Origin of the sequence: Bradyrhizobium sp. YR681 (assembly GCF_000282615.1) — a bacterium.
GTDB lineage: Bacteria > Pseudomonadota > Alphaproteobacteria > Rhizobiales > Xanthobacteraceae > Bradyrhizobium.
The window spans coordinates 21107-46824 of the sequence record NZ_AKIY01000019.1; the positions used below are offsets into that span (position 1 = coordinate 21107).

33 protein-coding genes are annotated in these 25718 nt (G+C 65.1%); 5 read left to right on the forward strand and 28 right to left on the reverse strand.

Annotated elements, in window-relative coordinates; genetic code table 11:
* Positions 1–562 precede the first annotated feature (562 nt).
* Positions 563–1765, reverse strand: a complete 1203-nt coding sequence (locus PMI42_RS02810; protein WP_157195700.1) for a hypothetical protein — start codon at positions 1763–1765, stop codon at positions 563–565.
* 264 nt (positions 1766–2029) lie between these two features.
* On the opposite strand from PMI42_RS02810, the gene PMI42_RS02815 reads away from it, so the two are divergent.
* Entirely contained in the window at positions 2030–2482 is a 453-nt protein-coding gene (locus tag PMI42_RS02815; RefSeq protein ID WP_008130408.1) for a VOC family protein, read from the forward strand.
* A gap of 383 nt (positions 2483–2865) precedes the next feature.
* A complete protein-coding gene (locus tag PMI42_RS02820; RefSeq protein ID WP_008130414.1) occupies positions 2866–3504 on the forward strand; it encodes a glutathione S-transferase family protein in 639 nt (212 codons plus the stop codon).
* Between the two features lie 133 nt (positions 3505–3637).
* Here the strand turns inward: PMI42_RS02820 and PMI42_RS39930 are convergent, their stop codons facing one another.
* Positions 3638–3799, reverse strand: coding sequence for a hypothetical protein (locus PMI42_RS39930; RefSeq protein ID WP_008130416.1), 162 nt, complete (start codon positions 3797–3799; stop codon positions 3638–3640).
* Positions 3800–3805: 6 nt separating this feature from the next.
* The gene (locus PMI42_RS02825) at positions 3806–4051 is read right to left on the reverse strand and encodes a hypothetical protein (protein ID WP_008130419.1); all 246 of its coding nucleotides are present in this window, start codon (positions 4049–4051) and stop codon (positions 3806–3808) included.
* A 154-nt stretch (positions 4052–4205) separates the two neighbouring features.
* Between PMI42_RS02825 and PMI42_RS02830 the strand changes: the two genes are divergently transcribed.
* Genes PMI42_RS02830 through PMI42_RS02840 form a run of 3 tightly spaced genes read left to right on the forward strand, consistent with a single transcriptional unit; the run spans position 4206 to position 6127 of the window.
* Entirely contained in the window at positions 4206–5558 is a 1353-nt protein-coding gene (locus tag PMI42_RS02830; RefSeq protein ID WP_008130421.1) for a site-specific integrase, read from the forward strand.
* Positions 5555–5842 (forward strand): hypothetical protein, encoded by a 288-nt coding sequence (locus PMI42_RS02835; protein ID WP_008130423.1) that lies wholly within the window; start codon positions 5555–5557, stop codon positions 5840–5842. Before PMI42_RS02830 ends, PMI42_RS02835 begins: the two co-directional genes overlap by 4 nt.
* 3 nt (positions 5843–5845) lie before the next feature.
* Positions 5846–6127, forward strand: a complete 282-nt coding sequence (locus PMI42_RS02840) for a hypothetical protein (RefSeq protein WP_008130425.1) — start codon at positions 5846–5848, stop codon at positions 6125–6127.
* A 23-nt stretch (positions 6128–6150) separates the two neighbouring features.
* On the opposite strand, the gene PMI42_RS02845 is transcribed toward PMI42_RS02840, so the two are convergent.
* The 25 genes from PMI42_RS02845 to PMI42_RS02965 all read right to left on the reverse strand — a co-directional run bounded on the left by PMI42_RS02845 (position 6151) and on the right by PMI42_RS02965 (position 25678).
* A complete protein-coding gene (locus tag PMI42_RS02845; RefSeq protein WP_157195702.1) occupies positions 6151–6792 on the reverse strand; it encodes a hypothetical protein in 642 nt (213 codons plus the stop codon).
* Positions 6793–6862: 70 nt separating this feature from the next.
* Positions 6863–7147, reverse strand: a complete 285-nt coding sequence (locus tag PMI42_RS02850) for an Acb2/Tad1 domain-containing protein (protein ID WP_008130429.1) — start codon at positions 7145–7147, stop codon at positions 6863–6865.
* A 42-nt stretch (positions 7148–7189) separates the two neighbouring features.
* Positions 7190–7456, reverse strand: coding sequence for a hypothetical protein (locus PMI42_RS02855; protein ID WP_008130431.1), 267 nt, complete (start codon positions 7454–7456; stop codon positions 7190–7192).
* A complete protein-coding gene (locus PMI42_RS02860; protein ID WP_008130432.1) occupies positions 7453–7779 on the reverse strand; it encodes a hypothetical protein in 327 nt (108 codons plus the stop codon). The genes PMI42_RS02855 and PMI42_RS02860 overlap by 4 nt, the downstream gene beginning before the upstream one ends.
* Entirely contained in the window at positions 7776–8270 is a 495-nt protein-coding gene (locus PMI42_RS02865; protein WP_008130433.1) for a hypothetical protein, read from the reverse strand. Before PMI42_RS02865 ends, PMI42_RS02860 begins: the two co-directional genes overlap by 4 nt.
* A 4-nt stretch (positions 8271–8274) precedes the next feature.
* Positions 8275–8757 carry a hypothetical protein gene (locus PMI42_RS02870; protein ID WP_008130434.1) on the reverse strand — a complete coding sequence of 161 codons (483 nt, stop codon included), beginning with the start codon at positions 8755–8757 and terminating at the stop codon, positions 8275–8277.
* A 9-nt stretch (positions 8758–8766) separates the two neighbouring features.
* Positions 8767–9330, reverse strand: a complete 564-nt coding sequence (locus PMI42_RS02875) for a sterol desaturase family protein (RefSeq protein ID WP_008130435.1) — start codon at positions 9328–9330, stop codon at positions 8767–8769.
* Between the two features lie 28 nt (positions 9331–9358).
* Positions 9359–10222, reverse strand: a complete 864-nt coding sequence (locus PMI42_RS38400) for a hypothetical protein (protein ID WP_008130436.1) — start codon at positions 10220–10222, stop codon at positions 9359–9361.
* Between the two features lie 25 nt (positions 10223–10247).
* Positions 10248–11729, reverse strand: a complete 1482-nt coding sequence (locus tag PMI42_RS37375) for a hypothetical protein (RefSeq protein WP_008130437.1) — start codon at positions 11727–11729, stop codon at positions 10248–10250.
* Positions 11730–11754: 25 nt separating this feature from the next.
* Positions 11755–15510, reverse strand: coding sequence for a host specificity factor TipJ family phage tail protein (locus PMI42_RS02890; protein ID WP_008130438.1), 3756 nt, complete (start codon positions 15508–15510; stop codon positions 11755–11757).
* Positions 15501–15914, reverse strand: coding sequence for an NlpC/P60 family protein (locus PMI42_RS02895; RefSeq protein WP_008130439.1), 414 nt, complete (start codon positions 15912–15914; stop codon positions 15501–15503). The genes PMI42_RS02890 and PMI42_RS02895 overlap by 10 nt, the downstream gene beginning before the upstream one ends.
* Complete coding sequence (locus tag PMI42_RS02900; protein ID WP_008130440.1) at positions 15911–16414, reverse strand: DUF1833 family protein; 504 nt, start codon at positions 16412–16414, stop codon at positions 15911–15913. The genes PMI42_RS02895 and PMI42_RS02900 overlap by 4 nt, the downstream gene beginning before the upstream one ends.
* On the reverse strand, positions 16411–16770 hold the full coding sequence (locus PMI42_RS02905; RefSeq protein ID WP_008130441.1) for a hypothetical protein: 360 nt from the start codon (positions 16768–16770) through the stop codon (positions 16411–16413). Before PMI42_RS02905 ends, PMI42_RS02900 begins: the two co-directional genes overlap by 4 nt.
* Positions 16770–18980 (reverse strand): phage tail tape measure family protein, encoded by a 2211-nt coding sequence (locus tag PMI42_RS37380; RefSeq protein ID WP_008130443.1) that lies wholly within the window; start codon positions 18978–18980, stop codon positions 16770–16772. The genes PMI42_RS02905 and PMI42_RS37380 overlap by 1 nt, the downstream gene beginning before the upstream one ends.
* A 3-nt stretch (positions 18981–18983) precedes the next feature.
* Positions 18984–19349, reverse strand: coding sequence for a phage tail assembly chaperone (locus PMI42_RS40735; protein WP_502692632.1), 366 nt, complete (start codon positions 19347–19349; stop codon positions 18984–18986).
* Positions 19346–19798, reverse strand: a complete 453-nt coding sequence (locus PMI42_RS37770; RefSeq protein WP_008130447.1) for a hypothetical protein — start codon at positions 19796–19798, stop codon at positions 19346–19348. Before PMI42_RS37770 ends, PMI42_RS40735 begins: the two co-directional genes overlap by 4 nt.
* Positions 19799–19839: 41 nt before the next feature.
* Positions 19840–21060 carry a phage tail tube protein gene (locus tag PMI42_RS02925; RefSeq protein WP_008130449.1) on the reverse strand — a complete coding sequence of 407 codons (1221 nt, stop codon included), beginning with the start codon at positions 21058–21060 and terminating at the stop codon, positions 19840–19842.
* Positions 21061–21071: 11 nt separating this feature from the next.
* Complete coding sequence (locus PMI42_RS02930; protein ID WP_008130450.1) at positions 21072–21533, reverse strand: phage tail terminator-like protein; 462 nt, start codon at positions 21531–21533, stop codon at positions 21072–21074.
* Between the two features lie 2 nt (positions 21534–21535).
* Complete coding sequence (locus tag PMI42_RS02935; RefSeq protein ID WP_008130452.1) at positions 21536–21994, reverse strand: hypothetical protein; 459 nt, start codon at positions 21992–21994, stop codon at positions 21536–21538.
* Positions 21991–22305 carry a hypothetical protein gene (locus tag PMI42_RS02940; protein WP_008130454.1) on the reverse strand — a complete coding sequence of 105 codons (315 nt, stop codon included), beginning with the start codon at positions 22303–22305 and terminating at the stop codon, positions 21991–21993. The genes PMI42_RS02935 and PMI42_RS02940 overlap by 4 nt, the downstream gene beginning before the upstream one ends.
* Positions 22305–22682: a hypothetical protein gene (locus PMI42_RS02945; protein ID WP_008130457.1), complete on the reverse strand. Its 378-nt coding sequence runs from the start codon at positions 22680–22682 to the stop codon at positions 22305–22307. The genes PMI42_RS02940 and PMI42_RS02945 overlap by 1 nt, the downstream gene beginning before the upstream one ends.
* Positions 22683–22691: 9 nt before the next feature.
* Positions 22692–24173 (reverse strand): hypothetical protein, encoded by a 1482-nt coding sequence (locus PMI42_RS02950; RefSeq protein WP_008130458.1) that lies wholly within the window; start codon positions 24171–24173, stop codon positions 22692–22694.
* A 14-nt stretch (positions 24174–24187) separates the two neighbouring features.
* Positions 24188–24556 (reverse strand): hypothetical protein, encoded by a 369-nt coding sequence (locus tag PMI42_RS02955; RefSeq protein ID WP_008130460.1) that lies wholly within the window; start codon positions 24554–24556, stop codon positions 24188–24190.
* Positions 24557–24574: 18 nt separating this feature from the next.
* On the reverse strand, positions 24575–25294 hold the full coding sequence (locus tag PMI42_RS02960) for a head-tail connector protein (RefSeq protein WP_008130462.1): 720 nt from the start codon (positions 25292–25294) through the stop codon (positions 24575–24577).
* A 30-nt stretch (positions 25295–25324) separates the two neighbouring features.
* Positions 25325–25678: a hypothetical protein gene (locus PMI42_RS02965; RefSeq protein ID WP_008130464.1), complete on the reverse strand. Its 354-nt coding sequence runs from the start codon at positions 25676–25678 to the stop codon at positions 25325–25327.
* Positions 25679–25718 lie beyond the last annotated feature (40 nt).

Sequence of the window (25718 nt, forward strand, 5' to 3'; positions counted from 1 at the left end):
GCCGCGAGATCGCCTTCGAATCCGCCTAGCCTCCTTCCGCAAATCAAGTTAGAGCGCAATGGCGATGACAACAACGATCAAGACCGCAGCCCTGATTGCCCAGACACCATCGGTACTGATGCTTGCACCGCAAGGTAGGTACGTTTCGATAGGCTGACGGCAAAGAAGTAATGGGTTTTCATCCCACTCTGCTACGCCTCTGGGGTGGCTTCGGTCGACCGCACGTTCGTTCGGATAAGTCGGGCAAGCACGCCGATCGCTTTAACGCCAGGAGCCGAGCTGGTCGAAATATCGCTTCATGCCAACTTCTGCTCTCGGGAAACATCCATCGCCACTTGGAAAATGCCGAAGGAGGCGCCTCGACACGGGCATATTGATGGCACTTTAGGGTACGGCTGCTTCCGATGCTGTGCGGATTACGGTGACAGTGCTGGACGGCACGAAACTCTAAATTTAGGTGACAATACAAACTTGCCAGCTAGCGCCTTCAGTCGCAGCCAGCAGCTTCGGTCAATGCTCGGCAGGAACAATCGAGTACTCTGCCACCGTAACCTGAATTCCTTCAGCACCAGGGTATGCAGACCCGATGATTGCCAACCTTCCCAACTGCGATCGGTGGCGGTGACGGAACGTTACGAAGGATCTGGTTGGGGACGGAATTCGGACCGCCTAGGATCTGCTTCGGGTTGTTGAAGACGGAGTTGGGTCCGCCGAGCACCTGCCCCGGATCGTTGATCATGGAATTTGGTCCGCCGGCAAGAGCCGCTATGTTGCGCACCACGAAGCCTTTTCTTCCGATAAGGTCATTGTTGTCGCCAAAGCATCCATCGCCACCGATGCCACGCTCTACGCATTTGGTGAGCTCTCGGACGGTCAACCGGGACGCCGCGCAACCGGCCGCGACATAGGGCTGCCCGCCGCTCGACACAACGCATTGCACTGCGATCTGCTGTTCAGGATTCAGGTTCAGGCGCAGATATTTGTTCGCAGCGCATGCCCCGAATTGCTGAACATCCCCTTGTGACTGCACCGCGCAATCAACTGCGGCGCTAGCTTCCGGCGACATACGATTTCCAAACAAGGCCCGAACGGAGCAACCCGCGAACTCCGCGCTCTTCACGTCATTGTTCATGGCGCAGTCCAGGAGTTGACGTTGCTGCGGGGTCAATCGGTCCGCCAACATCCCGTTGGCCAAACAACGTGCGAAGCCGTCAGCGTCATCGGAGTTCTCGGCAGCGCAGTTCACCGCTTTTATCTGACTCGGCGAAAGCTTCGAGCCGATGATGCCTCTACCCGCGCATTGGGCAAGATTTCCGGTATTGCCGTTCGCCTGTTCGACGCAGCTCAGCAGCAAGGCACTGTCCTGGTTAAGGACCAACGCACCTTTCGTGCAAACCAAGAATTTGTCGACGTCGGGCTGTCGGTCCTGGGCCGTCATTTGCGCGCACTGGATAGCACCGGACACTGCGCCGGACGCGACCGATGCATCGAGCGGCGGTATCCCGGCGATTGGCAGCGTTCCTCCGGTGGGAGGCACTGGCAATATCGTCGGCTGAGAGTTCGGCAGAGGAATGCCGACTGATTGGCCGCCGTGAGTTGCAATCCATTGGGCCACGGCTTGGCAGGGCCCCGGCCCCAGGGGACCGGCACATATCGGTCCCTGCACCGGATCGATCCACAAGACCTGGAGTCCCTGAGCGTGCGAAGGGGTCGGCAGCCCAAGCGAAACAGCAGCGAAAAATGCAAAACAAAACAGGCGCAGCATGCAAAAAAATCCATGAAACTTGCCGGCCTTAATTATCCGCGTGCAAGCCAGCTCATGATGAATGCAATACAACCTATGGGATGCATGAATGAGGCGCAAGATAGAAATGTCCGAGGCTGAATCTCTCAAAGCGTTGCGAGCCGATGCTTGGCCGGCCTGCTTCTCCTCGTCGCGTTGCCCCTGCCCCTTCCACCACTTTCCTGCTATCTCTCCCCCGCCGTCCCGGCCCAAACCAAAACCCCACCGTTCAAGGGAGCCCCACCCATGCGTTACCTCCACACCATGCTGCGCGTGCGCAATCTCGATGTCGCGCTGAAGTTTTACCAGGATGCGCTGGGGCTCAAGGAGGTGCGGCGGATCGAGAACGACAAGGGGCGCTTCACGCTGGTCTTCCTGTGCTCGTCGGACGATCTCGAGGCGCTGAAGAAGCAGCCGCAGACGCGCGGCGCGCCGCTGGTCGAGCTCACCTACAATTGGGATGAGGAGACCTATGGCGAGGACCGCTTCTTCGGCCATCTCGCCTATGAGGTCGACGACATCTACGCGACCTGCGCGCAGCTGCAAAAGGCCGGCGTCACCATCAACCGGCCGCCGCGCGACGGCAACATGGCCTTCGTCCGCTCGCCCGATCTGCACTCGATCGAGCTCTTGCAGAAGGGCGAGCCGAAGGCGCCGGCGGAGCCGTGGGCCTCGATGCCGAATACCGGCCATTGGTAGGCCATTTGGGCAGGAACAAAGCCCTCGCCGCGCGCGTTCACTCCTCGACAATGCAATTGGAGGAGGACGCAATGGGACGAGGATTGTTGTTGTGGATGCTGGGCGTGCCGATCCCGGTGATCCTTCTGCTGTGGCTGTTCTTCGGCCGCTGAGCGCCTGGTTCAACCTGCAATGAAAGCTCCGCCTCTTGCGGAGCTTTTTGCATGAGGGGCGCGCCGTAATGCGCATCGCTCGTGTCAGCAAATTCCGCTATCACCCGCGCGACGAGGCCTTGTAGCCCGGATGGAGCGCAGCGTAATCCGGGACCGTTACCGCCGAAGCACCCCGGATTGCGCTGCGCTCGATCCGGGCTACGACACCGAAAAGCGCCGCGGGAGGACTTCATGCCGGACACCAAGCTCACGATCTGGGGCCGCGCCAATTCGGTCAACGTGCAGAAAGTGCTGTGGTGCCTCACCGAGCTCGAGCTGCCCTACGAGCGCATCGACGCCGGCATGGCGTTCGGCAAGACCCGCGAGGCCGACTATCTCGCGATGAACCCCAATGCGCGGATCCCGACGCTGGTCGAGGGCGACTACGTGCTGTGGGAGTCCAATTCGATCCTGCGCTATCTCTGCCTCGCGCATGGGCGCGGCACGCCGATCTATCCGGAGGCGCCGAAATTGCGCGCGAGCGTCGACCGCTGGCTCGACTGGACGTTGTCGATGGTGCAGCCGGTGGACCGGCCGGTGTTCTGGGGCATCGTGCGCACGGCGCCCGCCGAGCGCGACATGATCCAGGTGCAGAAGGATGCCGACGCCGCCGCCGAGGTCTGGGCCATCGCCGACCGCCTGCTGAGCTCGCGCCGCTTCATGGACGGCGACCAGTTCACGCTCGCCGACATCGCTGTCGGATCCTATGCGCGGCGCTGGCTCGGCGTCGAGGGCATCACCCGGCCAGCACAGCCGCACCTGACCCGCTGGCTCGCCGAGCTCGGCAAGCGGAGTGGATTTGCACAATTCGTCGCACCGCCGATGTCGTGACGCTCCGGCGCGGCTTAAAGCTCGACGATGCCGCGATGAATCGCCGTTTCCGCGCCGGCGTTCATCGTCGCTGTCACACTTGACGGCTACTGTGCATGGGGTTGTTTTTTACTTTTTTGGTTTGGCCCTAGCGTCAGCCGCGCTCGACCAGCAGCACGCAGATGATCAGCACCAGCGTCACCGCCGCGGTGGCGAGCTTTGCCGTCCAGCTCAGGCCGCGCCCGACCCACCACAGCAGCGCGCAATACATCACGAAGGGAACGATGATGTCGGGCCGCATCAGGTCGGGCGGCATGTCGGCTTACCGCCGGACCGTGGTCTCGATGCTGACCGAGCCGCCGATCTTCACGCAGGTGCCGGTCGCCTCGACCATATGGAAGCCGCGGCCATAGGCAGCGCAGGAGCCCGCCCTCGCGGCCCCGGCCGTGCCCTTCAACGGCAGCGTCTTGCCCGCCTGGGGCGCCCCGGCGGCCGGAAGGCGCAGGCTCTCGGCCGCGGTCGCGGAGGTCGCCAAGAGCGGGATCAGGATGAGAAAAGGAGCACGCATGCGACCGGTTCTAGCCCGGCCCGGTGGCGCTCCCTAGCGGCGCGTGCCGCTGGAAGGCCAAGCTGTTGAAAAAATTGCACATCTCAGATTTCGTTCGCTTTTTACCCCCGGCCTGTGGCAGTTTCTGTGTAGCAGACTGTGGAGCAAGACGGAAATGCCGGAGCGGCTGGGACGGCGCGGCGGGGTCTGGATTTACGTGCGCCGGCGGCCGCCGGAATTCGAAGCCGTCGAGCCGCGCGTCAACATCCGGATCTCGACCGGGATCAAGATCAAGGACGATCGAGCCGGCGTGAAGGCCGCCCGCAAGGCCCGCCAGATCGAGATCGATCTGGAGGCCTCATGGAACGCCAGGGCCGGCCAGGGATCGCGCGACGCTGTCCTGGCGCTCGACGATGCCCGCGAGCGGGCGCGCGCCCTGGAGCTGTCCTACAAGCCGATCGAGGACGTGGTCCGGGAATCCATCGACGACATCCACCGCCGCCTGGCCGTGCTGGAGATCGGCGACCGCCGCCACGACCCCGCGACCGTCGCGGCCGCGGTCGGCGGCGTGCCGCTGCCGCAGATCCTGTTGTCCGGCCTCGTCGCCGAATTCGAGGTGGTCCGGAAAACCCTGCTGGCGCGGTTCTCGAAAGGCCAGCGCAAGAAGTGGCGCAACGGCAAGGTCCGCGCCATCGCGCAGCTGGTCGACATTGTCGGCGACAAGGCCATCGACCGCCTCAGCCGCGACGACGCGCTGACCTTCATGGATCATTGGGCCGACCGCGTCGTCGACGGCCAGGTCGTCGCCGAGACCGCCAACCGCAACCTCACCCACATCACCGGCATGCTGACATCCGTCGCACGCCGGCACAGGCTGCCGCTGGAACCGATCTTTGCCGGGCTGCGGCTCGAGGGCGAAGGGTCGCGGCCGCGGCCGCCGTTCTCGGCCTGGTGGATTGTCAACCGCCTGCTCGCGCCAGGTGCGCTGGCGACCATGAACGAGGAGGAGCGCGCGGCGCTGCTGGTGATGGTCAACACCGGCGCCAGGCCGTCCGAGGTGATCAACCTGCGCGCCGCCCATATCCGGCTCGACCACCCCATTCCGCACATCCAGGTGCGCCCCGACGAACGCGTGCTCAAGACCGAGTTTTCCTACCGCGACATTCCGCTGGTCGGCGTCTCGCTGGAAGCGATGCGGCAATTCCCCGACGGCTTCCCGCGCTACCGCGACAATGGCGATGTGTTTTCGAAGACAGCGAACAAGTTCCTGGACGAGCACGGGCTCAAGGAAAGCGACCGGCACACGCTCTATTCGCTGCGGCACGGCTTCAAGGACCGGCTGCGCGAGACCGAGGCAGCGGACGAGCTCAAGGACGAGCTGATGGGCCACGACACCAAAAAGCCGAAATACGGCGACGGCCACGGCCTGGACCTCAAGCTGAAATATATCGAGCGGATCGCGCTGGCGCCGGGAATGCAGCTGCCGGCACCGCTGCACATGGTCGCAGCCCGGACGGCAACCGCATGACCGTGCGCCGGCGGACCCGCGCGATGGACACCGCAAGCCGCGGCCAGAAAATCACGCTCGGCGAGATGCGCGCAGGCATGGGCGGCACCCGCCGCCTGCTGATCTACTGCACCAATCCGCTCTGCCGCCGCATGGTCAGGCTGAGCGCGCAGGACGTCGACAGATGGCCGGACGATGTCCGCCTGTCCGACATCGAGTCCCGGCTCGCCTGCACCGCATGCGGCCAGCACAGCGCCGACGTGCGGCCCGATTTCGACGCCCCCACGATGGGCACGGGCGGCTGAAGCATGGGCTGGTCCGCTGCGTTCGACGCGCCGATCGCGCTGCCCGATGGCCGCGCGCTGCTGACCCTGCTTGATGCCGGCAATTACATTGCCGCCCTGCCGAAGGCGACGCAGCAAAGGCCGGAATGGCAGGCGGCAACCGAGGCCCTGCTGCTGGTCGCCGAGCGCGGCGGCGACACCATGATCGCCCGCATCGGCATGGTGCGCGCGCTCAATGCCGGCAAGCCACCGCCGGCGCCGGAGCCTCGGCGAAAGCGGGTGAAGGCGTATCGGGTTATTCGCTGACGAGAAGCCCGCGCCAGCAAGATTCAGGGCAGCACGACGTAATAGCGCCGCCCGTTGAACCGGGGATCGCTGCCGTCGCTCGTGGTCAGTGTGACATACCGCCAGACGTTCTCCGGAACGAGCGCCTCGAACTCGTAATTGCCGGCTGGCAACTGCACGTCGTTTTCAAACACCAGCAGCGGCGCAGGGTCTGCAAGGTAGGTCTTGGAACGCGCGAACTTGTAGGTTCGGGTACTGTAGCGTCCGTCCGCCGAGGGGTCCCAGCTGCCGAGCTGCTCCACGATCGCGCCCTTGGGAACGTTCACACGCAACGGCGAGTCACGCAGCAGCAAGAAAAGCGGCGTCCAGAAGAGCACATAAAACACGCCGACGAAGATCAGCATGATCTTGAAGCGAAACTCAAACGACTGATCCTGCGGCGCCGGAGGCGACGAGACCCGATAGTTTTGTGCGACCACGCGCAAAGCCGACGCCGAATCCGGATCGGCGTCCCTCGCCAGGTCGAGGCAGATCTTTTCCATCTCGTCGTGAGAATGCATCATTCGTCCCCGCCGGGAAGAATCATAGTCGATCAACCCCCAAATGTGCAACCCGCAGTCGCAGGCATTCATCAGGACACCCCGGAACAAAGAGGCCCGGCGCGCCGGATCAGCGCGCCGGGCCAACCGGCCGGCTCCAGGGAGACATCCAGGGGCCGGACGGCTATCCGTCCGGGAGGCGAACGCGGACGAATTCTCAGGCGGTAATGTGCTTGACCGCCCACATGACGGCCTCCTCGACGCGCTCGGCCGCGATGTTCAATTCGCGATCGAAGCAGCCGATCGCCATCGGTGCCGAGCCCTCGACCGAGGGCAGCGGCTGCAACGGCGTTCGCAGATCATTGATCAGCGCGAGAAACTCCCCGCCCTTGTCCTTGATCGCGAGCATCTGCGCTTTCTCCGCATCCGACAGGACACGATACTGGTGACGCATCGTGTTGTTGATCACGCGCCCGTCAGAGGCGCTGCTGACATTGCTCATAGTTGCCTCACTTGTTGGCCGGGAAACCGCCCGGCGCGGATCTCAGCGACAGAACCGCTTCGCCAGCATGACCGACATGCGGCTGTACCCGCGCCCGCGCGCGAGCTGCTCGGCGACGGCCCTGCTGCCCCCAGCCTCGGCGAGCAGCGCGCGGGCGCCGGCGCAGAACGCCGGCAGATCCGAGCAGCGGAACCCCTCGCTCATGGCCGCATACCGCGCCCAGCCAAAGCAGGCATAGGGATCGACATCGGCCGCACGCGAAGGCGCGGCCGCACACAGAGCAGCGGCCAGGATAGCCCGCCCGATCATTTGAACTTGACCGTGAAATGATCGCCGAACGCCTTCACCAGTTGCGAGACGCCGACGACGATGCCGAGCACCACACCCCCGCCGATCCAGAGAAAGCGCCAGATCGTTCTCGACGCGGAATAGAACGCAAGCTGCTCGTTCAGCTGCTTAATCTTGTCGCCGTCGGCGCCCTTGAGAAAGTCCTTGGCCTCCGGAGACAGATCCGCGACGAAGTCGGCCGCCTCCATCATGTTCTCGCAGCGCTGGTCGGTCCACGCACTGAGCACCGCCCATTGGGCGCGGGTGATCTGAGGATATTCCGGGCGGTGGAGATCGCCCGTCATCGGCTGAACGCCTTTGCCAGCACCGCGACCGCGGCCGAGGGCGGCCCGACATAGAACAGCGCCTTGAGGATCTCGTGCTCGGTGTCCTCGAAACGCCCCGGCAGCGTCGCGATGTGCCAGGAACCGACAACGTGCGGCTGCCAGTCCAGCCAGGGCAGCACGTACCATTTCATGGTCGGCACCAGCAGCCAGGCGCTGGAGTCGGCGACCACCATCACGACATGAAATGCGAACGCCATCGCGATGACGAAACCGGCAAGCCCGAACGGTCCCCATGCCCCCTGCGACTTCTGCACGTCGGCGCGCTGTGCGCCGGCACTGGTCGCACCCTGGACGTAGCCGCCGGCAAGCTGGTTCCCGGCATCGTTTTCGTTTTTCTGCCGCGTGGTGTTGTCGGCATGGATATCGGTCACGGTCTTGCCGACCGTGCCGAACAGCATGTTGAGACCGCTCAACGCGGTGCTGCCGAGAAACCTTGCAAACCATCCCATGGCGCTAGCTCCCCGACACCAGGCGGACGGCCTGGTCCTTGGCGGCATCGGCCTGCGCGACTGCCGCCGAGGCCGCCACGCTCAGATTGGCATCCGACGCTGCAACCAGCTCGAGCGGCTTGGTGGTCTGCGCCCGCAGCCAGGTAATGACGCGACCGAGAAACGCGAGGAAGGCCGTCACGGCCAGGCCACGCATATCGGGCGGGATCGCCAGCGCGTCGAGCGCGCGCGTCGTGAGCGGCGTCAGGTCCAGCGACGTCACGAAGGTGGCCGCACTGTCATAGACGGTCACGAACAGCCCGCCGAATTCGAGCAGTCGCCCGACGAGGATGGTTTCGGATTTCTTGTAGAGCCGCAGCTCGATCGGCTCGATCCAGGCAAAGAAGCCGCTCGCCCATGCCTGGCACTTCAGCCAGGGCCGCAACCACAACGCATAGACCAGCGCCAGAACGACGAGCGCGAACAGGACAGCAGTAAACAGCGTCACGGTAGCCTCCTAATTGACGGGATGATAGGTGCGGAACACGATGTCCCAGAGCGGCGACGACACGCCGTAATTGCCGCGGCCGCCGCGATGGTGGCCGCGATGCAGCCGCAGCATCAGCGCGCCATAGCGGCCAAAGCCGCGGGCGCCGTTGTGGTGCATGCAAACATGGATGACGCAGTAAAACAGATAGCCGAGCATCAGCCCCGCGGTCAGCACGGACGCCAGATCCCAGCCGACCACGACGGCCAGGCCGCAGCAGATCAGGGCGAAACTCGCAAGACTCCCCCAGCTGGCGACGCCGATCATGTCCTTGGGCAGCGCGTGGTGCAGATCGTGCATCGCGGCGAAGCGGTTCGCCCCATGGAAGACGCTGCGATGAATCCAGTATTCCGCCAGGGTCCAGGCGAACATTCCGGCGGCGAGCGCCGCCAGCAGCACAGGCCAGGGAAGACCGCGCCACAGCGCGCCCGCAAGCAACAACAGCGCTGCGGGCGGCACCAGGACGAAGTCAGCGAAATAGCCGAGACGCGACAGATCGAACGCGCGCGGCAAGCCGGCGTGAGGATTTGGCATTGTGATGCTTTCGTGAGTTGAGGGGCCGCTACCAGATCGCCTCGATCGCGCGCGTCTTGCGGCTGATCAGGACGGTCGCGGCGATGGCGATGGCGACGGCCACGCCGATGACGCTGTAGGTCGCGATGGACGGCACCACCGGCGTCGACGAGGCTTGCGTTCCGGACGTCGTCTTGCCGGCCTCGGCGGCACCGCTGCCGACGCCGACCGTCGCGGCACCCGCACGCGTCTTGCGCGCGCCCTTGGTGGCATCGAGCACGATCGACGCCGGCGGCTTCTCCGTGGCGCGCGCCGGCGCCCCGGCCGGCGCAAACACGATGCTGGAATCCAGCTTCTGCATCGCGATCAGCAGCGCAGCGCAGCCAATCTGCTGATCCACGAAGTCGGGATCGAGCACGCCATCGCGGACGAACTTGCCCTTGATGTACTGATTGGTCTTGGACCAGAGATAGGGCGACGGCATGTTGCGCACGAAATAGCCGACGCCGTTGTATTTCATCAGGATCGTTAGGGCGCCGCCGATCGACCAGTCCCGCCAGCGCCCCGCGAACGGTGCGCAATCGACCAGGGCATCATGGGCGGCCGCCTCCCAGCTGGTGAACGGGCCCCTGCCCTTCGGCACGTTGCGCGACGGCGCCGACCAGGCATCGCCCTGCGCGATCGACCGCTTGAAGCCGGGGTCGGCGCCGGCCTCGCGCTCCTTGATGATGCCGACGATGTACCACGGTACGCCCTCGGCCTTCTCCACCGCCTTGAACCGCGCCCTGTTGACCGGCGCGCACAGCCGCGCCGCAGTCTCGTCGATCGACGCCTGCCATTTGGCATCGACGCGAACATTTGCCCACCGCTCGGTGCAGTCCGCGATCATCGCGGCATTGGTCGCTTTCGCCATATTCGCCTCCTGTGATTGTGATGATTCAGCGGAACACGCGCCAGCCGGTCGTGGTCAGCACGAAATTGTTGGAGCCGACGCCGTTGCCGGTCGCATGGATCTGCCGCGAGGTGTCCGTCAGCACGTTGACGACCGAATAGCTGTCGATGTTGGCGACGATCACGCTGGCCGTGACGTTGCCGGACGGCGTGCCCGGCGTCTGGCTATTGCCGAGCGGCGAGTGCACCACGACGAATGCCCCCGTCGACGACGACCGGAAATTCATCTCCACATGCGCCATGACGCTGACACCGGGCGGCACGCTGAGCGCATAGTTTGCGTTCGGCGTCGTCGCCGTGAGGTTGACGTCCGGGGCCGGAACGTCCCAGATGAATTCATCGCCGATCTGGTAAAACCGCGTCCAGTTGTTGGAGGCGTCGGTCTTGATGCCGCCGAGCCAGCGCTTTTCCGTGTAGGCGGCCGGGATGTTGCCGACACCGGCGGCGCATCCGGTCCCGAACGTCGCCGTGATGCAGGCGTCGACGACGCCGGTATCCGGGCGCTTGATCAGATAGACGTGATACCAGCTCGAGACTGCGATCGTGCCAGTGTCGAGACCGCCACTGTTATGCCCGACCGCCCATGACCCGGTATGCTTGTTAAGCGCCGACGTCAGCTTCATCAGGTCGACATTGCCGCTGTCGGTCGCAGCCCCCACCGCGATCGTCACCGTCGACGAGGCCACCGCCGTCGACAGCGTCAGTCCGCCGATGTGGTTGGCGATGCTGGCGACGTCGATCTGCAAATCGTTCGAGGAATTGGTCAGGCCATGACTGAGCGTCAGCACACCGGTACGGCCGGCAACCGAATTCACCACAGTGCCGACCAGCGGCACGTAGGACACCACGCGCCAATTGCCGGAGCCGAGATAGATCGCCTCGGCGACGTCGCCTGCGGCAACAATGATGCTGCCGGCGCCCGGCAGGATCATGCTGGTCGCATTGTAGGTCAGCGTCAGCGCGCCGGAGAAGACCAGCGTCTTGCGCTGACCTGCGACGCAGGACGAGCCGAACGAGGTGATGGTGGTGGTGCCGGTCACGGTCTGCACGGACTGCGGCGATGTGCAGAGGTTGGTCGTCGACGCCGAGGCGACACTTGCGGTGCCGCCGCCGACCGGCGGCGACCACAGGCCGTTGGCGACGTCGAGCACACCCTCGACGGCCCAACCCGAACCCGTGTAGCGCTTGAGGATCTTGAGTGTCGACGAGGTGGTGTCGAGCCAGCACTGCCCTTCGACCGGAGCGCCGCCAAGCGCGTTGGTCGGCGCCACGTTGCCGGAGTTGCAGGTGTTGAGCGCGTTGAGCGCGGCGTTGATGTTGTTCTGCTCGGTCAGGCCGTTGAACACGCCCGTGGTCGGCAGCGACAGCGAGCTCTGCGCGGCGCGACCTTGCGGCGCCGGCAGCAACAGGAGAGCAGCGATCAGCACGCCGGCAAGACACGCCGACGCACTACCAAGACGGTAGCGCATGATGGACCTCATGGGGTTGTGGTGGTTAGTAGCCGCGAACCAGCAGGTTCACTTCGGAGCCGCCGACATCGACGCCGGCATTCACGACCTTGAGCGTGACGCCCGCGAGCGTCAGGCTTTGCCAGACGACCTGGTCGCCGGCATTGGGATTGCGGATCGACGGCGTCAGATGGGGCAACGCCTCATCGTTCGGGCCGCCGTGGAACGGAATGTCCGTCACCGCGCCCGACGGGCGGAAGGTCAGCGGCAAGCCGCCGACCGGCACCGTCAGATGCAGATAGCTGTCGAAGCGGTCCGGCACGTCGATCGACCAGGTCCAGGACAAGAGATAGGCGATCGCGTTGGCCGCGGGATCGAGGATCTCGAATTGAATGCCGAGCTGAAACTGCCAGCCGTAATACACATCCGGCGACCAGACCTGCGTCGTGCCCCAGCTCGGCACGCCGCCGGCCAGCGCGATGCGGATGACCGGACGCACCCGGACAAACTGCGACAACGACGCCTTGAGGAAATCAAGGTTGCCGAGGAAATCCGCATTGCCGAGGAAATCGTCGTCGGCCGGCACGCCGGTCGCAGTCCAGTCGTTCGACACCCGGCAATAATTGAGGCCGCCGGTGTCGACGATCGTCGGAGACCAGTAGATGCCGCCGCCCTGCGGCACGCCGTCACCATCCAGAAAATTCCCGGTGCCGAGGAAATCGGCGCGGCCCAGAAAATCGTCATCGCCCGCGGTGCGCAGGAAGTTGTTGTCCTGGTCCTTGCCGATCGCACCCGTAAACGTGCCGAGCCAGCCCTCGGCGCGCTCGTCGTGGCCGACCACAAGGTTCTCGATCGCGACAGAGCCCGTGATGGCGATCGACTGGTCGGGCGAAGCGTAGACCCTGGTCCCGAACGGCGAGACGGCATAGGCCGACACCCAATAGGTATCATCGCCGACCGTCTGCCATGGTGCGACGGCGGCATCCTCGACGATCTGCGCCGAGGCAAAGCTCTGACCCTTGCGGACCTCGATCGGCACATTGCGCGGGTCGACCGGATTGTCCCACGACAGGAAGCTTCGGCCGTTGATGAAGGTCTGACGCAGATTGGCGATCGGGCTTGGCGCCCGCGACAGCCCCGCCAGTGTCACGTGCTCGAGCAGCGACCAGGTCGAGGCCGTGCCGTTGGTAAACAGGCAGCGCACGCGATAGGACCAGACGCCCGCCGCGGGCAGCGGCAGCTGCGTATCCGTGTGCGGCGGCGCGACGCTGTCGACTGTGACGAAGGCGCCGGCGGCGTTGTCGTCGCGCTGCTGCACCTCGAACGAGGCAATGATGCCGAACCGCGGCACCTGCCAGGTCAGCCGCACGACCGCCCGCGCGGTCGCCCCCTGCCCGTCGATCACCTCGACATAGCGAAGGTCCCGCGGCGGCAGCGTGTAGGGATCGGCCGGAATGGTGACGTTCGGATTATAGGCCGGAATGGCGCCGCTGTCGGCGAGCGACACGCCAGGCGCGTCATCGACCAGCGTCAGGGTCGCGACCAGGTTCTTTTGATGGCTGATACCTTGGATGCGATAGTCCGAGGTTTCCTGCCCGGTCTCACCGAAGGCGCAAAGATCGCCGACCGCGACCAGCGAAAGATCGCCGACCAGCTCCAGCTGCGTATAGTCGCCGGCAACGGTCGAGGGATCGACCGCGCGCTCGATCGAGCGCGTCGCGTCGACCACGCGGAAGGTGATGCCGTAGGTCTTGCCGGCCTCGACCGTCACGACCTCGTCGAGCGTCACCATCTGGCCGGAGATCGCCTTGACGCGCGCCGAGGCCAGACCGATCAGCATGGCGTCGTGCGTAACGCGGACGCGATCGCCGCGGGTTGCGACCAGATGTTCCCAGCCTACGGAGAGCGAGAGCTTTTCGGGCCGCAGCCGCGACTGCGCGATGTGAAACCGGCCGTGCTTCCAGATCAGGTCAGGGTCGGTGACACCGGGAAATTCAAGGCCTTCGAACAGCGTGGCATTGCTCGAGTCGTAGCCATCGTCATAGACGATGCGCTCGTCCTGCGTGAACCCGTTGTCCTCGTTGATGAAGGTCACGCGCCAGCCGTGCGGCTGCTGCGCATAGGGCCGCTGACCCTGGAAGCCCCAGGAGTTGCGCGGCGTGAAATGCTGCACGATCGGGTCGGACGGGCGGTCCCACGCCACGCCCCATTTGCCGTTCACGAAAGTGACGACGGCACGGCCGGCGGATGCGATGTCGGCGAGCTTGTCATAGACGGAGCCGACCGCCGTGAGCACCTGGTTGAACTTGAAGCCCTTGGCGACGCAGTAGGTGTACCAGTCCTGCAAGCCCGCGATATCGATCTGAGCATCAGCGCGCGGCCGCGCGTTGGCCGGGCCTTGCAGCACATGCCGGAACAGATCCGGCGGCCAGGCGGACGCCGTGTCCGCCGCCCAGATCGAGCCGGAGCCCGTATAGGCACTGACCAGCGAGGTCGTGACGCAATTGAAGCTGGAAATGGCGCCGGACAGCTGGTCGGTCGCGCGTATTCGCAGCGCGACCAGCGCCAGCGGCTTCGCGAACGCGATCGGCGGCGCGTGCTTGATCGAGCGCAGCGCCGTCCATTGCACGGTATCGACGACGTTTTCAGGCGTCGAGTTGGTGCCGCCGACCCTGCGCGACTGCACCTCGTACTGCCCGCGCGCGACGGCCATGCGCCAGCCCTTGCGCGACGGTTTGGTCGCGCGCGAGAACAGCAGGTCGCCGCCGGAGATGAAGGCAACGTCGCCGACCTTTCGATACTGCACCTGGATCGAAACGGTCGTGTTTTCCAGATCGCCGGTCGATTTATTGACCTGATACATCCCCTGCGGCGCGGTGAAGTCGAGCGCGATCTCGTCCGCATCGTCCGCCGAGGTCTGCGAATACCAGTCGCCGGCGCCCCCGGAATTGCCCCATGACGTATGCGTGTTGTCCAGCGTGATCGTCAGCGGAACCTCGTCGACCTCGCCCGGATAGAGCGTGATCGGCGGGTCGCCGGGAAAGCCCTGGCGGATCTCGGTCTCGACGTCGGCATAGGTCGACAGCGGCGTCTCGCCGAGGCGCATGTCCTCGATCAGGAGCGGCCCATAGCCGAGGCAGAACAGCACCCGCAGATATTGATCGTCGCCGACGATTTCCGTGTACTGCTTGGCGCCCAGGCGCGGCGACTGGCGATGGCGGCCGAGCACGACCGGCACCGGGCCGAACGGGTCGCCCGTATTCTGCGCGCCCTGGATCGAGTTGAGCCCGGTCGACGAGGCACTGTCTGAACTGAGCTGCGGCGACCTGGTCGGAAACAGCGCATTGAGCGCCAGCCCACCGGCCAGCATGACGCCGGCCGCGGCGATCGCCGTTGCGGTTGCGACCGAGACCGAGATGCCGATCGCCGTGAACGCCGTCACCAGGCCCGGCGCCAGGTAGGGCGCCACGATCAACGCCGTGATCGCAACCACGGCCGTGAGGACGGTTTTCCAGATCGCCCCGCCGTTCTGCAATCGCGGCATGAATGTCAGCGTGACGCCGGCCTTGACGCGGACCTTGCGGAAATTCTCCGGCGCGATCGGATGGCCGTCCAGATGCACGATGAAGCCGCCGGCATAGCGGTCGCCCGCGACGTTCGCGAGGATCTCGGCGACCGACAGCCCGGCCGGCAGATCCTGCTCGAGTCTTTCGCCCGCGAGCGGATGCGCCCGGCCGATGACGCGCACGGTTGCGCCGGGCCTCAGGATCTCGCCGTCCAGGGCACGAAGGGCTAGCTGCACGGCAGCAGGCTCCGGTAACGAAAGATGCCGGCCAGGCGATGCGACCAGGGTGGCGCGCGGTAGGACTCGATGCAGCTCGCCCCGCCCTCGCTGACATGCAGCATGCGGCCGGGCATGACGACCAAGCCGATATGCGACAGCGCCCGGCCATGGCGCAGCAGCACGCCGTCGAAGGCACGCTCCTCGCCGAGCGCCACCGGCTGCCATGGCGCGATCTCGCCCGCGATCAGCCCGGCCAGAGCGGCACGATCGGCCGTGGTGACATAGGCGCCCGAGAACGCCGGCAGGTCGACGCCGCGCAGCTCGGCCATCACCAGGCGCAGCAGCCCGTAGCAATCGCAGCCATCGCGCGCGCGGCCGCGATCGGCATAGGGAATGCCGACGAAAGCGTCGAATTCGCTCAATAGAACAGACCAGGGAATGAGGCCGGCGAGAACGTGCCGGACGGGAACGGCTCAGTCGCGAGCGCATCGGCCGTCAGATCGAACGACAGCGTCATGGCGTCATAGACGAGGTTGGTCATGTCGAGCGCCGGAAAGGTCATCTCGACCGTGTCAGGGTCGGAAGCGAGCACAGCCTCGATCGTGACCGCGGCCGGCGTCGAGATCGAGCGCGCCAGCGGGATCAGCTCGCGCGTGACGTTGGACACAATCAGCTTGGAGGACGGCGGCGCCCGGTCCTGCTCGTCCGGCAAGGTGACGTCGACGCCGGCATAGAGGAACGTCTGGCCGCGGCTGACCGTGCCATAGACCAGCGGATCGACCGAGACGCGCTGCGTCGGGTCGGTCGTCAGCAGAATGGGATCGTCGAGATCCGGGTGGCTGATGGTCAGCAGAAAGACCGGGACCTCCGATGACTCCTGCGCGAACAGCGCCTTGCGGAAATTGAGCGAGAGGATTCTCATGGCAGGATCACCAGCGCAAGGTTGAGGCGGTAGTTGTCGCCGCCGAGCGGGGCCAATGATGGCGGCCCTCCCTTGGTGAACTTCACCAGGAGGTCGGCCCCCGTCCGCGGATCGGGAAACGTGAAGGGCAGCGAGCCGCTCATGATCGTCGAGTTGAAGAACGCCTCCCAGATCGTGACCTGCGCGTCGGACAGGATCATGCTGCCGGCCAAAGGCTTCATCACCGCGCTGCTGCCACGCCGCGACAGCGACGGGCCGAGATCCGGCGCATACTCGACCAGGGCATTGCCGTAGCCGAGACTGGCGCCGGACAGCTGAAGCTGCTGCGGCAGCGTGTTGGGCCAAACCTCCGGCATCAGCGCCTCGCCACGGTCTGGCGGGCGCCGAGCTGGTCGGTCATCACGCGATTGACCGCGCCGCCCGGTGTCGCCGCACTCTTGGCCGCGATCTGCGCGACCGCGATCTCGATGTCGAGGCCGCCATTGTCGTTCTGGCGCTGCGTAACCCCGCCCTGCGCGTTCGGGTTTTCCACCAGCGTGACATTGACCTGCATCGGCGCAGAGCCGCCTCCGGACACGCCGAGCCGTCCGTCCGCGCCGCGACGCAGCGGCATGATGGCCTCGTCGCCAGCCTCACCGAACATCGCCATCGGCGCAATGGTCGGCGAAGACACCACATCGGGAATGCCGCCCATCGCGAACGGCACGATCGCGCCGGACGAAAACACGTTGCCGTTGGCGCTCGGCGCGACCGGCCCGAAATAGGGGCTCCCCTCCGTGCCGGGCAGCCCTCCCCCGCCGCCGAAGATGCCGCCGGCGAAGCCCTGCACGCTGCGCATCAACGGCTCGACGATCAGCAGCTTGATGATCATCTGCTCGATCGCGCGCACGATCGAATTCGCCATGTCCTGGAAGCCCTGACCAGCCGTCTTGGCACCGGACGCAATGTCGGTCAAACCGGACACGAGACTGTTCTCAATACTGCTCGACAGCTGCCGCATCGCGTCCTGCGTGCGCATCGCCGCGGCGAAAGTCGAGTTCAGCGCCTTCGGAACATCGTTGCCGTAGATGTCCTTGAGCTGGTTCGCAATCGCGACATCTTCCTGCGACAGGAACATGGTCTTGGCGCCGAAATCGATGCGGCCCTCGACCTTGGCGCGCGCCAGCGCATCCGCGGCAGCCATAGCGCGCTCGCGCAGGTCCGCGAAGGCCTTCGCCTGCGCGGCGGTTTCCTTGCCGCCATTGGCGAGCACAGCAGCGGACTCGGCCGCTTCGGCGCGGTATCCGGCCAGGGCGGCAGCGCCGAGCCCCACGGCCTTCGCATCGGCCTCCTGCACGGCCGTATGGCGCGTCAACGAAGCAATGGCACGATCGACAGCATCGGCCGACTGCTCGCGCGAAGGCACCCTCGACGGGCTGTCCTGTCCGTAGTCCGCAGCCGTCAGGCCGGGCAAGGGTCGCGCGCGCGAGCCAGGGTCAGGAGGACTCCATTTGTCGAACGCCGCATCCATCTGCGCCGCGGTCGGATAGCTCGGCTCGGTGATCAGGCTGGCGGCAAAGCCGGGGATATCCCTTGCGGCCTCTTCCGCGCTTCGGAACTTGAAACCGTCATAGACCGACTTGCCAAAATTGACCCATGTCTCGGTCGAAAACACCGGCTGCCGCTGAAACTCGCGACCCGCCTCGACCAGTTTCTCCGCATCGATCGAGATGACGCCGCTTTCCGGAATTCCGGTCGCCTCATTGAACTTCTTGAAGCTCTCGTCGCTGGCCTGGATGATCTTGGCGCGGTCGATCGACTTGACGAATTTGCTGGCGCCCTCGATCAGGTCGTCGACCAGCGGCATCAGGCCGTACAGGGCCGACTTCATATAGGCGGAAAATTCGGCCGAGTTTTGCCGCCACTTGGCATCGAATTCCTGCGCGCGATGGATGGTCTCGTCATCGATCAGCGCGCCCGCGTCCTGCGCGCGGTCGCCGAGGTCCCGCATCGCCGCCGACCCCTCTTGCAACAGCGGCACCCATTCCTTGGTGAAGCCCAGCATTTGCGCGAGCGCGATGGCATCCTGCGGATTGCGCGCGCGGGACACCAGATCGGCCGCGACCTGCAACAGCTGGTTCTGCGAGATCAGTTGGCCGTTCGAATTACGGAGGCTGACGCCGTTCTCGTCGAACACCTTCGAGAGCGAATTCGCGTTGCGGCCGGCATCATTGAGCAGCTCGGCCGATTTCTCCAGCCCCGCATTGATCTGGCCGTCCGCCAGCCCCTTGATCGCGCCCTCGAGCTTGACGCCCTGAAAGTCCCTCAGTGACAGCCCGACACGATCGGCGACACCCGCCATGTCGGCCAGCGCCTTGTTCGCTTCGGCAACCTGGTCGAGGATCTGCTTGGCGGCCGCGGCCGCGCCGAGCGCGCCCGCGCCAAGCGCGATCAGGTTGATATTGAGCCCCGACGTCTGCTCGACGCCGCGCTGCGCGGCGTTCGCAGCCCCATCCATCGCGCGCGTGAACTGGTCGGCGCCGGAGGTGTCGGCGTCGATCACAAGCTCGGTAACGACCTGGCTCAAGGCTCAGTCCTCATCCAAATTGATCTGGCGGGCGGTGTAGTCGACCAAAGCGAGGTCATCGATCTCCTCGAGGATATCGACTTCCCACGGCGCAAAGCGCATGCCGGAAAGGCGCTGGAATGCCTCGATGTCGGCATATTCGAGCGGCTGCGGACCGAAGCCGCCGCCCTTGCGCCGGCGCATCCGGCCGAAGATGCGCCAGAGATAGGCCAGCGACGGCGGCAGCGGCGGGGTGACCAGCGCACGCTGGACCCGCGCCAGGCGCTGCGGATTGCGCGTGCGCCGCTCCAGGCCCTCCAGCAGCTGCCGGTAGGTGCCGCCCTCGGCCGGCGAAGCCAGCTCGAAAGCCTTCTCCGCGTGCGCCCTCAGGTCTGCCCTGAGGGCTGCGTAAAAGCCCGCTCGCTCGTCAGGTAGTCGGTGACCTGGACAAAGAACGCGCCCATGTCCGGCCGCAGGAACAGGTTGACGGCGGCATCGAGCGAGAACGCGATCGGATCGGACTGCACGAACCTGAACGTCGGATTCGGCGACCACGACACGATGCGCCGGCAGACCTTGGTCACGTTCCTGCGCCTGCGCTCGTCGGCGGTCTCCTCCTCAACCTTCCACTTGCGGCCGTTGACCTGTGCGAACTCGATCGCCTTTTCCCTTTCGATCGATTCCCGCCCGGATTCATTGTTGACCGCGACGGTCTGCGGATGTGCCGGACCGGCCAGGGTAATGACCCAGCCGGTCGGCTTGCCTGTGCCTGGCGCGAGTATCTTGAGGTCGAAAGTGTCCGCCGGCGCCAGGCCGGACAGGTCGAGAATGTCGGTCATGATGGGTTGCCTCCCCGTTGAAAAGAAACTTGCGACGCCCGTTAGGGCGCCGTGGTCTGGAACGAAATCATCGAGTTGTTGCCGCCTGTCGCCGTGTCCACGCCGACCAGGGCGGCCGGGATCTGAATCGTCTGCGTCCGCGGGCCGCCCTGCTTGGAGAATGCCGACGGATCGACGCTGCCGAGTGTAAAATTCGGCACCACGATCGACAGGAAATCCTTCGGCTCGGCCGTGTTGTCGACGGCAAGGATGTGCAGCGAATACTGCGTCTCGGCGATGAAGTCCGAGAGCCGGGTCAGGTCCTTGCGCAACGCCGTCAGGTTCATCGAGACCAGCAACGGGCCGGTAAAGACGTCCGGCGAATATTTCTGCGCACCGGAGCCGAACGTCGCGGGCGCGTTCGGCTGGATGTTCATGCTGAGATCGAACGAGGTCAGCTCTACGAGGTCGACGCCGCCGAACCGGATCGTCGCATCCACGACCGAGAACGGCACATCGGAAGGCGCGGTCGGCGACGTGAACGATGGCGACGCGCCGGACGCAAGCGCGCTGATCTGGCCGGTGCCCGTACCGGATGCCTCGGCCATCAACAGGCCGTTCGCCGCCATCGAGAACTTGAGACCGCCCCAGACGAAATCCTGCACCATCGTCGACTGGTCGATATCGCTTTCGTACTCCTCGAGGGTGAAATAGGCCTTGGACAGCGTCGACGGATTGACCAGGCGCTTGCCGGGCCGGGTCAGCGTGCAGGAAGTGTCCGCCACGGCGTTCACGATCAGCGCCTCTGCGGTTGTGATCTTGGTCGACGACAGCGAGGCAATGCGCAGGTTCTTGCTGTTGTTGGCCGCATCCGGCAGTCCGGTCGCCCGGATGATGTCAGCCGTTTTGAACCCCATCGTGATCGGCGAGCCAGAGGCCAGGACGATGCCATCGGCGGCCGTGGTCAAGCTGGTGAAATCCGCTTGCGTCTTGCTGAAGGACGACGAGTCCCAAGTCGAACGCATGATCGCCTCGATGATGGGGTCGATCGAGCCGAGCGACACCTCGGCGCTATAGGTCGCCGCGATCGCCTGCGTGCCGTGACGGCCACGGGTGGACATGCCGTCGCTGCGGACCTCGTTCGAGGACACCGCCGCCTTGGACAGCTTGATGCCGGCGCCGCCGGCCAGCCGCAGCTGGCTGGCGCCAGCGCCGCTCGCCGCCACACCGAGGCCGGACTGTTTCTTGTAAGCGACCGAACCGTTCGATTGCGTCTGATACATGGGCGCAGCTCCTATTTGAGGTAGAAGAATTGGAAGGGAATGGCGACGGTCACGCCGAACCAGTTGCCGTCATCGGCCGCACTGTCGCCGCCCTGGATGGTCGGCCCCTCGCCGTTCTCGCCCCAGCAGCGCACGCAGCAGCCCGGTTCGGAATTATAGAACGTCTGCGACCGGAACACCTCGACAGCCTGGCCGGCGAGCGCGAGATGATCGGCAAAGCCATAGCCACGCGGCACGAACACATTGACGTAGATATAGCCGACCGAGAGCCACGCCTGATTGCCGGGCAAGCCGACGCCGCGCAGGCCGTTGCGGGTCTCGACCACCTCGAAATAGACCCAAGGCGATGCCGGGCTATTCGGCGGCCAGGGCTGTTGCGGCGGGTCCTCGTTCTGGAACGAGGCCGGCGCCGCGGTAAAATTGGTCGTGAAGCGCGCGCGCATCGCGGCTACGGCGCCTGCAAAATCGGCCATGTCTAGCGAGCCTTGATTTCGAGCGCGGGCTGGCGCACCAGCCAGTCGCGCCGCGCCTTTTCCGAAAGCTTGCGGCCCGGCCGGACCCGGCGCGAGAACGCCGCATAGGCCGCGACGCCGCCGAAGCGGACCGGCATGAACGTGAATTTCACCGCAGCGCGATTGCCGAAGCGGCCCTGCACGATCTGCGCGGTCTCCTCATAGACGTGACCGGGCACGCGCACCAACTCGATCTTTCGCGCCCACGGCACCGGGTTGGAGATATTGATCTGATCCCCCACCTTGAATGCACTCACGTCCCCGCCGCTCGTCAGCTGGCCGTTGAGAAACACGGTATGACTGTCGCGATAGAGGCCTGGATGCCTGTCGGCGCCGGAGCCGACGGGCGAACGCGCCTTGAGCGTGGCAAGCGCGAAATCAACGACGTCTTGCATCGCGAGGTAACGAAAAACGATCTTCATACCTTGACGATCTCGTCCGACTTCCCGGTAACGATCTGCTCGACCTCGGCCGGCAACACGCCGTTGAACGCCTGGTCCTGCTCGGCCCGAATGATGGCCCGGATCATTTCTTTCCGTGCCTGGCGCAGCGCCTCCTGCTTGGCGAGGAGGATATCCTTGCGCGCATTCAGCGCCCTTGCCGCCCCGCTGCCGCTGCCGTAGGTGGCAACACCCTCCGAGATCAGCCCGGCCTCCTGGCCGACCGTAATGTCGGACGTCTCCAATGCCTCGAGCCGACGGCGATAATCCTCCTCGTCAAACACCTGCCCCATCAGCCGCGGACCTGTAGCTCGAGCGCAACCAGGACACCCGCGACGCGGCGGGTATCGTCGTCGACGCCGATGATCTCGACCTCGGCGCCGCGCAGCACGATCCTGTCGAGATTGGTCAGCGGCAGCATCGTCTCCAGGGCCACCTTACCGACAGAGACCGCCGCGGCCGGATCGTTAAGCAGGATGACCTTGCGGTCGCCCTGCTGGATGGCGCCCGCGATGTCCTTCGGCTGGTAGCCGACCACCCGCGCCAGCGCGTCCGCCTCGGCCGTAACCGCGCGCGACGGCCCCTTGCCCGCATAGCGCCGCACGGCGACGGTCGCGCCATGCTCGGCGAGCTGGCTGCGGAGGCTTTCGAGGGCTTCGTCGGGAGTCATGCTGCGGCCTTACGGAGCGAGCGCAAACAAGGACACGTTGTCCCAGTCGCTGGTGTCGCTGGTGGTGTCATTGCCGGATGCCGTATCGGCGCTCATCAGCAGCATAGCGTAAGACGTCGTGAGGGTCGGGAGCACCACATGCGCCGAATACCCGTTCTGGTCGAACGGCACGGGCGCATAGGCCGGCGCTGGCGTCGAGGTCGACCCATTGACGTTACTGGTCAACCCCAACGACCCAGGATTCAGATAGGTGCCGACCACATTTGGCGTATAGGTGTCCTCCGCCGAGAGCAAATAGGGCGCGCCAACAACGGTCGTCACAGCCTGAATGGCGCGCGCATCCGTGCCTGCCGCACCGCGGGTCTGTCGAAGCACGCCAGCCGCATTCCAGGCCGTGCTGGTGCCTGTGTGGGTGACTGTCCAACCGCTGATGTTAGCGGCAAAAGCGCCGTTCGTGATCAGGTTCGAGGCGAAGGTCGTCGCACCGGCCGAACCTGCCTCGTAAGTCTGTGACCACGCCACGCCCGAGATCGAGCCGAGCGCACCGCCCGAATTGCCGAAGTCGAAATAGAATTTCGATCGATTAAGGCCGCCATCGCGCACCACGCTCGTCCTGCGATACCCGGCGACCGTTGGAGCATTGGTCGTAAACCTAACTGTCGCACCATCGGACGTCCTCCGCAGGCTGACCATATTGGCCTTCTGCAGAAACGTCCGGCCATAGCCCGAGGCCCCGACAGAAACCGGAACCTTATATTCCGTGTCGCCGCTTGTGAGCGTGAACGTCCCCTCGTCGAACGTCCCGGTCGCAATTCCCATGCCGATAAAGGCGATCGAGATCACAGCCGACGACGACACGGTTCCGGGATTGAAGAAAATCCCGGAAGCGCTGATCGTTACGGTGAACCCCGTCACGGTGATGGTGCTAGTGCCATCCGTGATCGAGACGCTATGCGTCAGAACAACCTGGCCGCCGGTCGCAACGCTCGACGTGGGGTCAAAGGACTGCCCGTCGATGGTCAGCGTCTCAGATGTCAGCGAGCCGCCGGACCCAACCCCGTGATACGAGCCCGAAAACTTGGCTGCCGAGGTCGGCAGCACGAAGGCATAATCTTGAGCGCCGGTGTCGTTGGAGAACGTGCGCAGCACGGTCCCCTTTGGATCGCTCAAGACGCTCGCAAACTCGGCACAGCCGGCATAGCGCCAGTTCGGCCAGGACCCGCCCTGATCCGTCGCAGTATTGCCTCCCGAATTCCGGATGAAATGATAGGCAAATCCAGTGCCGCGCGCGCTGCGGGCCATGACGTAGAAACTGCCAGAGGTATCGGGAACGATACGGACCCGCGGACCGACAGCCGCGCCGGGAACGCCGAGGGACGCCATGCCGCCCCTGGCGCCGAGATGCCCCAACCCGAATGCGCCAACCCCGCTGACGGGCGCCAGCAAAGCCAGCGCGACGACGAGATACGAAAGAACCTTCCGGAAGGCCATTGCAGATCGCACCATCAGGGCTTGGTGATGAAAGAGATTTTGTCGGAGGGCTTCACGCCGATGAACTTGGACACGCCGGCCGGCACCCACGAATTATTCGCGGTCGCGGTCGGATTGGCTCCGATCAGGTAAGCGGCCTGCGCGTTGCAGATGATCTCGATCAGCGACGTCGAGGCATTGAACGCCGCCGACTTGGCTTCCCCCGACGTGAAGTCGACCGGCGACTGATCGGTCAGCGCGGGCTCCTGTGCGACTTGCAGCGCGATATGGTCCCAGGAATACCCAACGGCGTTGTACTCCTTGACGTTGCAGGTCGAGGCCGCGAGCGCCTGGCCGGCAGGGAGCGCGCAGGCGAGCGCGAGCGCGAAGCGGATCGCTTTCATGGATGGATGTCCCTTCGGTTAGAATTTGGCGAGGTTGACGAGCAGGCTCGACACGGCCGCCTCGGTGATCCGGGCGAATTCCGGATTGTTCTGATATTTGCGCGTGCCGATGCCGTCGACGCGGTCCTCGGCGAGCATGCCGTCGCGGGCCAGGACCGGCATCAGGGCGCGCACCGACAGGCAGATCGCGGTCGACAGCTGCGACGGCGTCACGCGGTTGCTCTGCCCGTCATAGCCGCAGGAATAGCGGATGCGGACCGAGGCATCATCGCAGCGCGCGACCGGCCACACGCCGTTATAGACCGGCGCGATGGCCTGGCGGCCGAGCGGCTCGCCGGCGCCGAGCACACGAAAGCCGATGCCCTCGGTCAGCGTGGTGTCGACGCCATTGACGTCGAAATATTTGACGCTCGCGATCGCGACTAGCGGCGGATAAGGCAGCGGGATCGCCAGCGGGTTGTAATGCGGCCGCACCGTCGCGCGGCGATCGCCGAAGCTACGCAGCTGTAGCTCCCATGTCTGCACGCCGAGCGCGCGGCCAAGCCATCCGCCGGAAGCGGGATCGAGCGAGGAAATCGCCGCATCCAGAGCCATCGTGATCAGCGCGTCCTGGCTGGAGGTGCTGATGCCGAGGGCGCTCTTGCATTCGGCCAGCGAGACGATCGGCGTCGTGTTGTAGTCCGGCGGCGTGATCAGAACCGGGCGGCCGCCGTCGCTGATGTCGTTATTGCGAAACATGACGATATCCTCGACGGCGGCCGGTCGCTGTTACTTCTGAGCAGCCTGCGCGGCAGCCGCCTCGGCCTCGCGCGCGTCGATCGCCGCAACGATCGTCGCGATGATCTCGGCTTTCTTGGTCGCACCCTTAAGATCGATGCCGTTGCGCTCGGCGCCGGCCTTCAGCTCGTCGACGGTGCTGGCATCGAGCTCGGCGCGCCAGTCGGCTTTCGCCTTGTCGCGCGCGGCCGCCTCGATCCGAGACTCATCCTCTTTGGTCGGCAGCCGTGCGCCGCCGATCTTGATCTGGCGACGGCCTTCGTCGTCGTCGAATTCATGGATGTCGCCGGGCCGCAGCTCGGCGCCGCCCGCGGGCGTGTGGTAGGCAAGCATCACGACTTTCATGGTCTCAACCTCGTTCGGGGAAAATGGGCCTTACATAAAA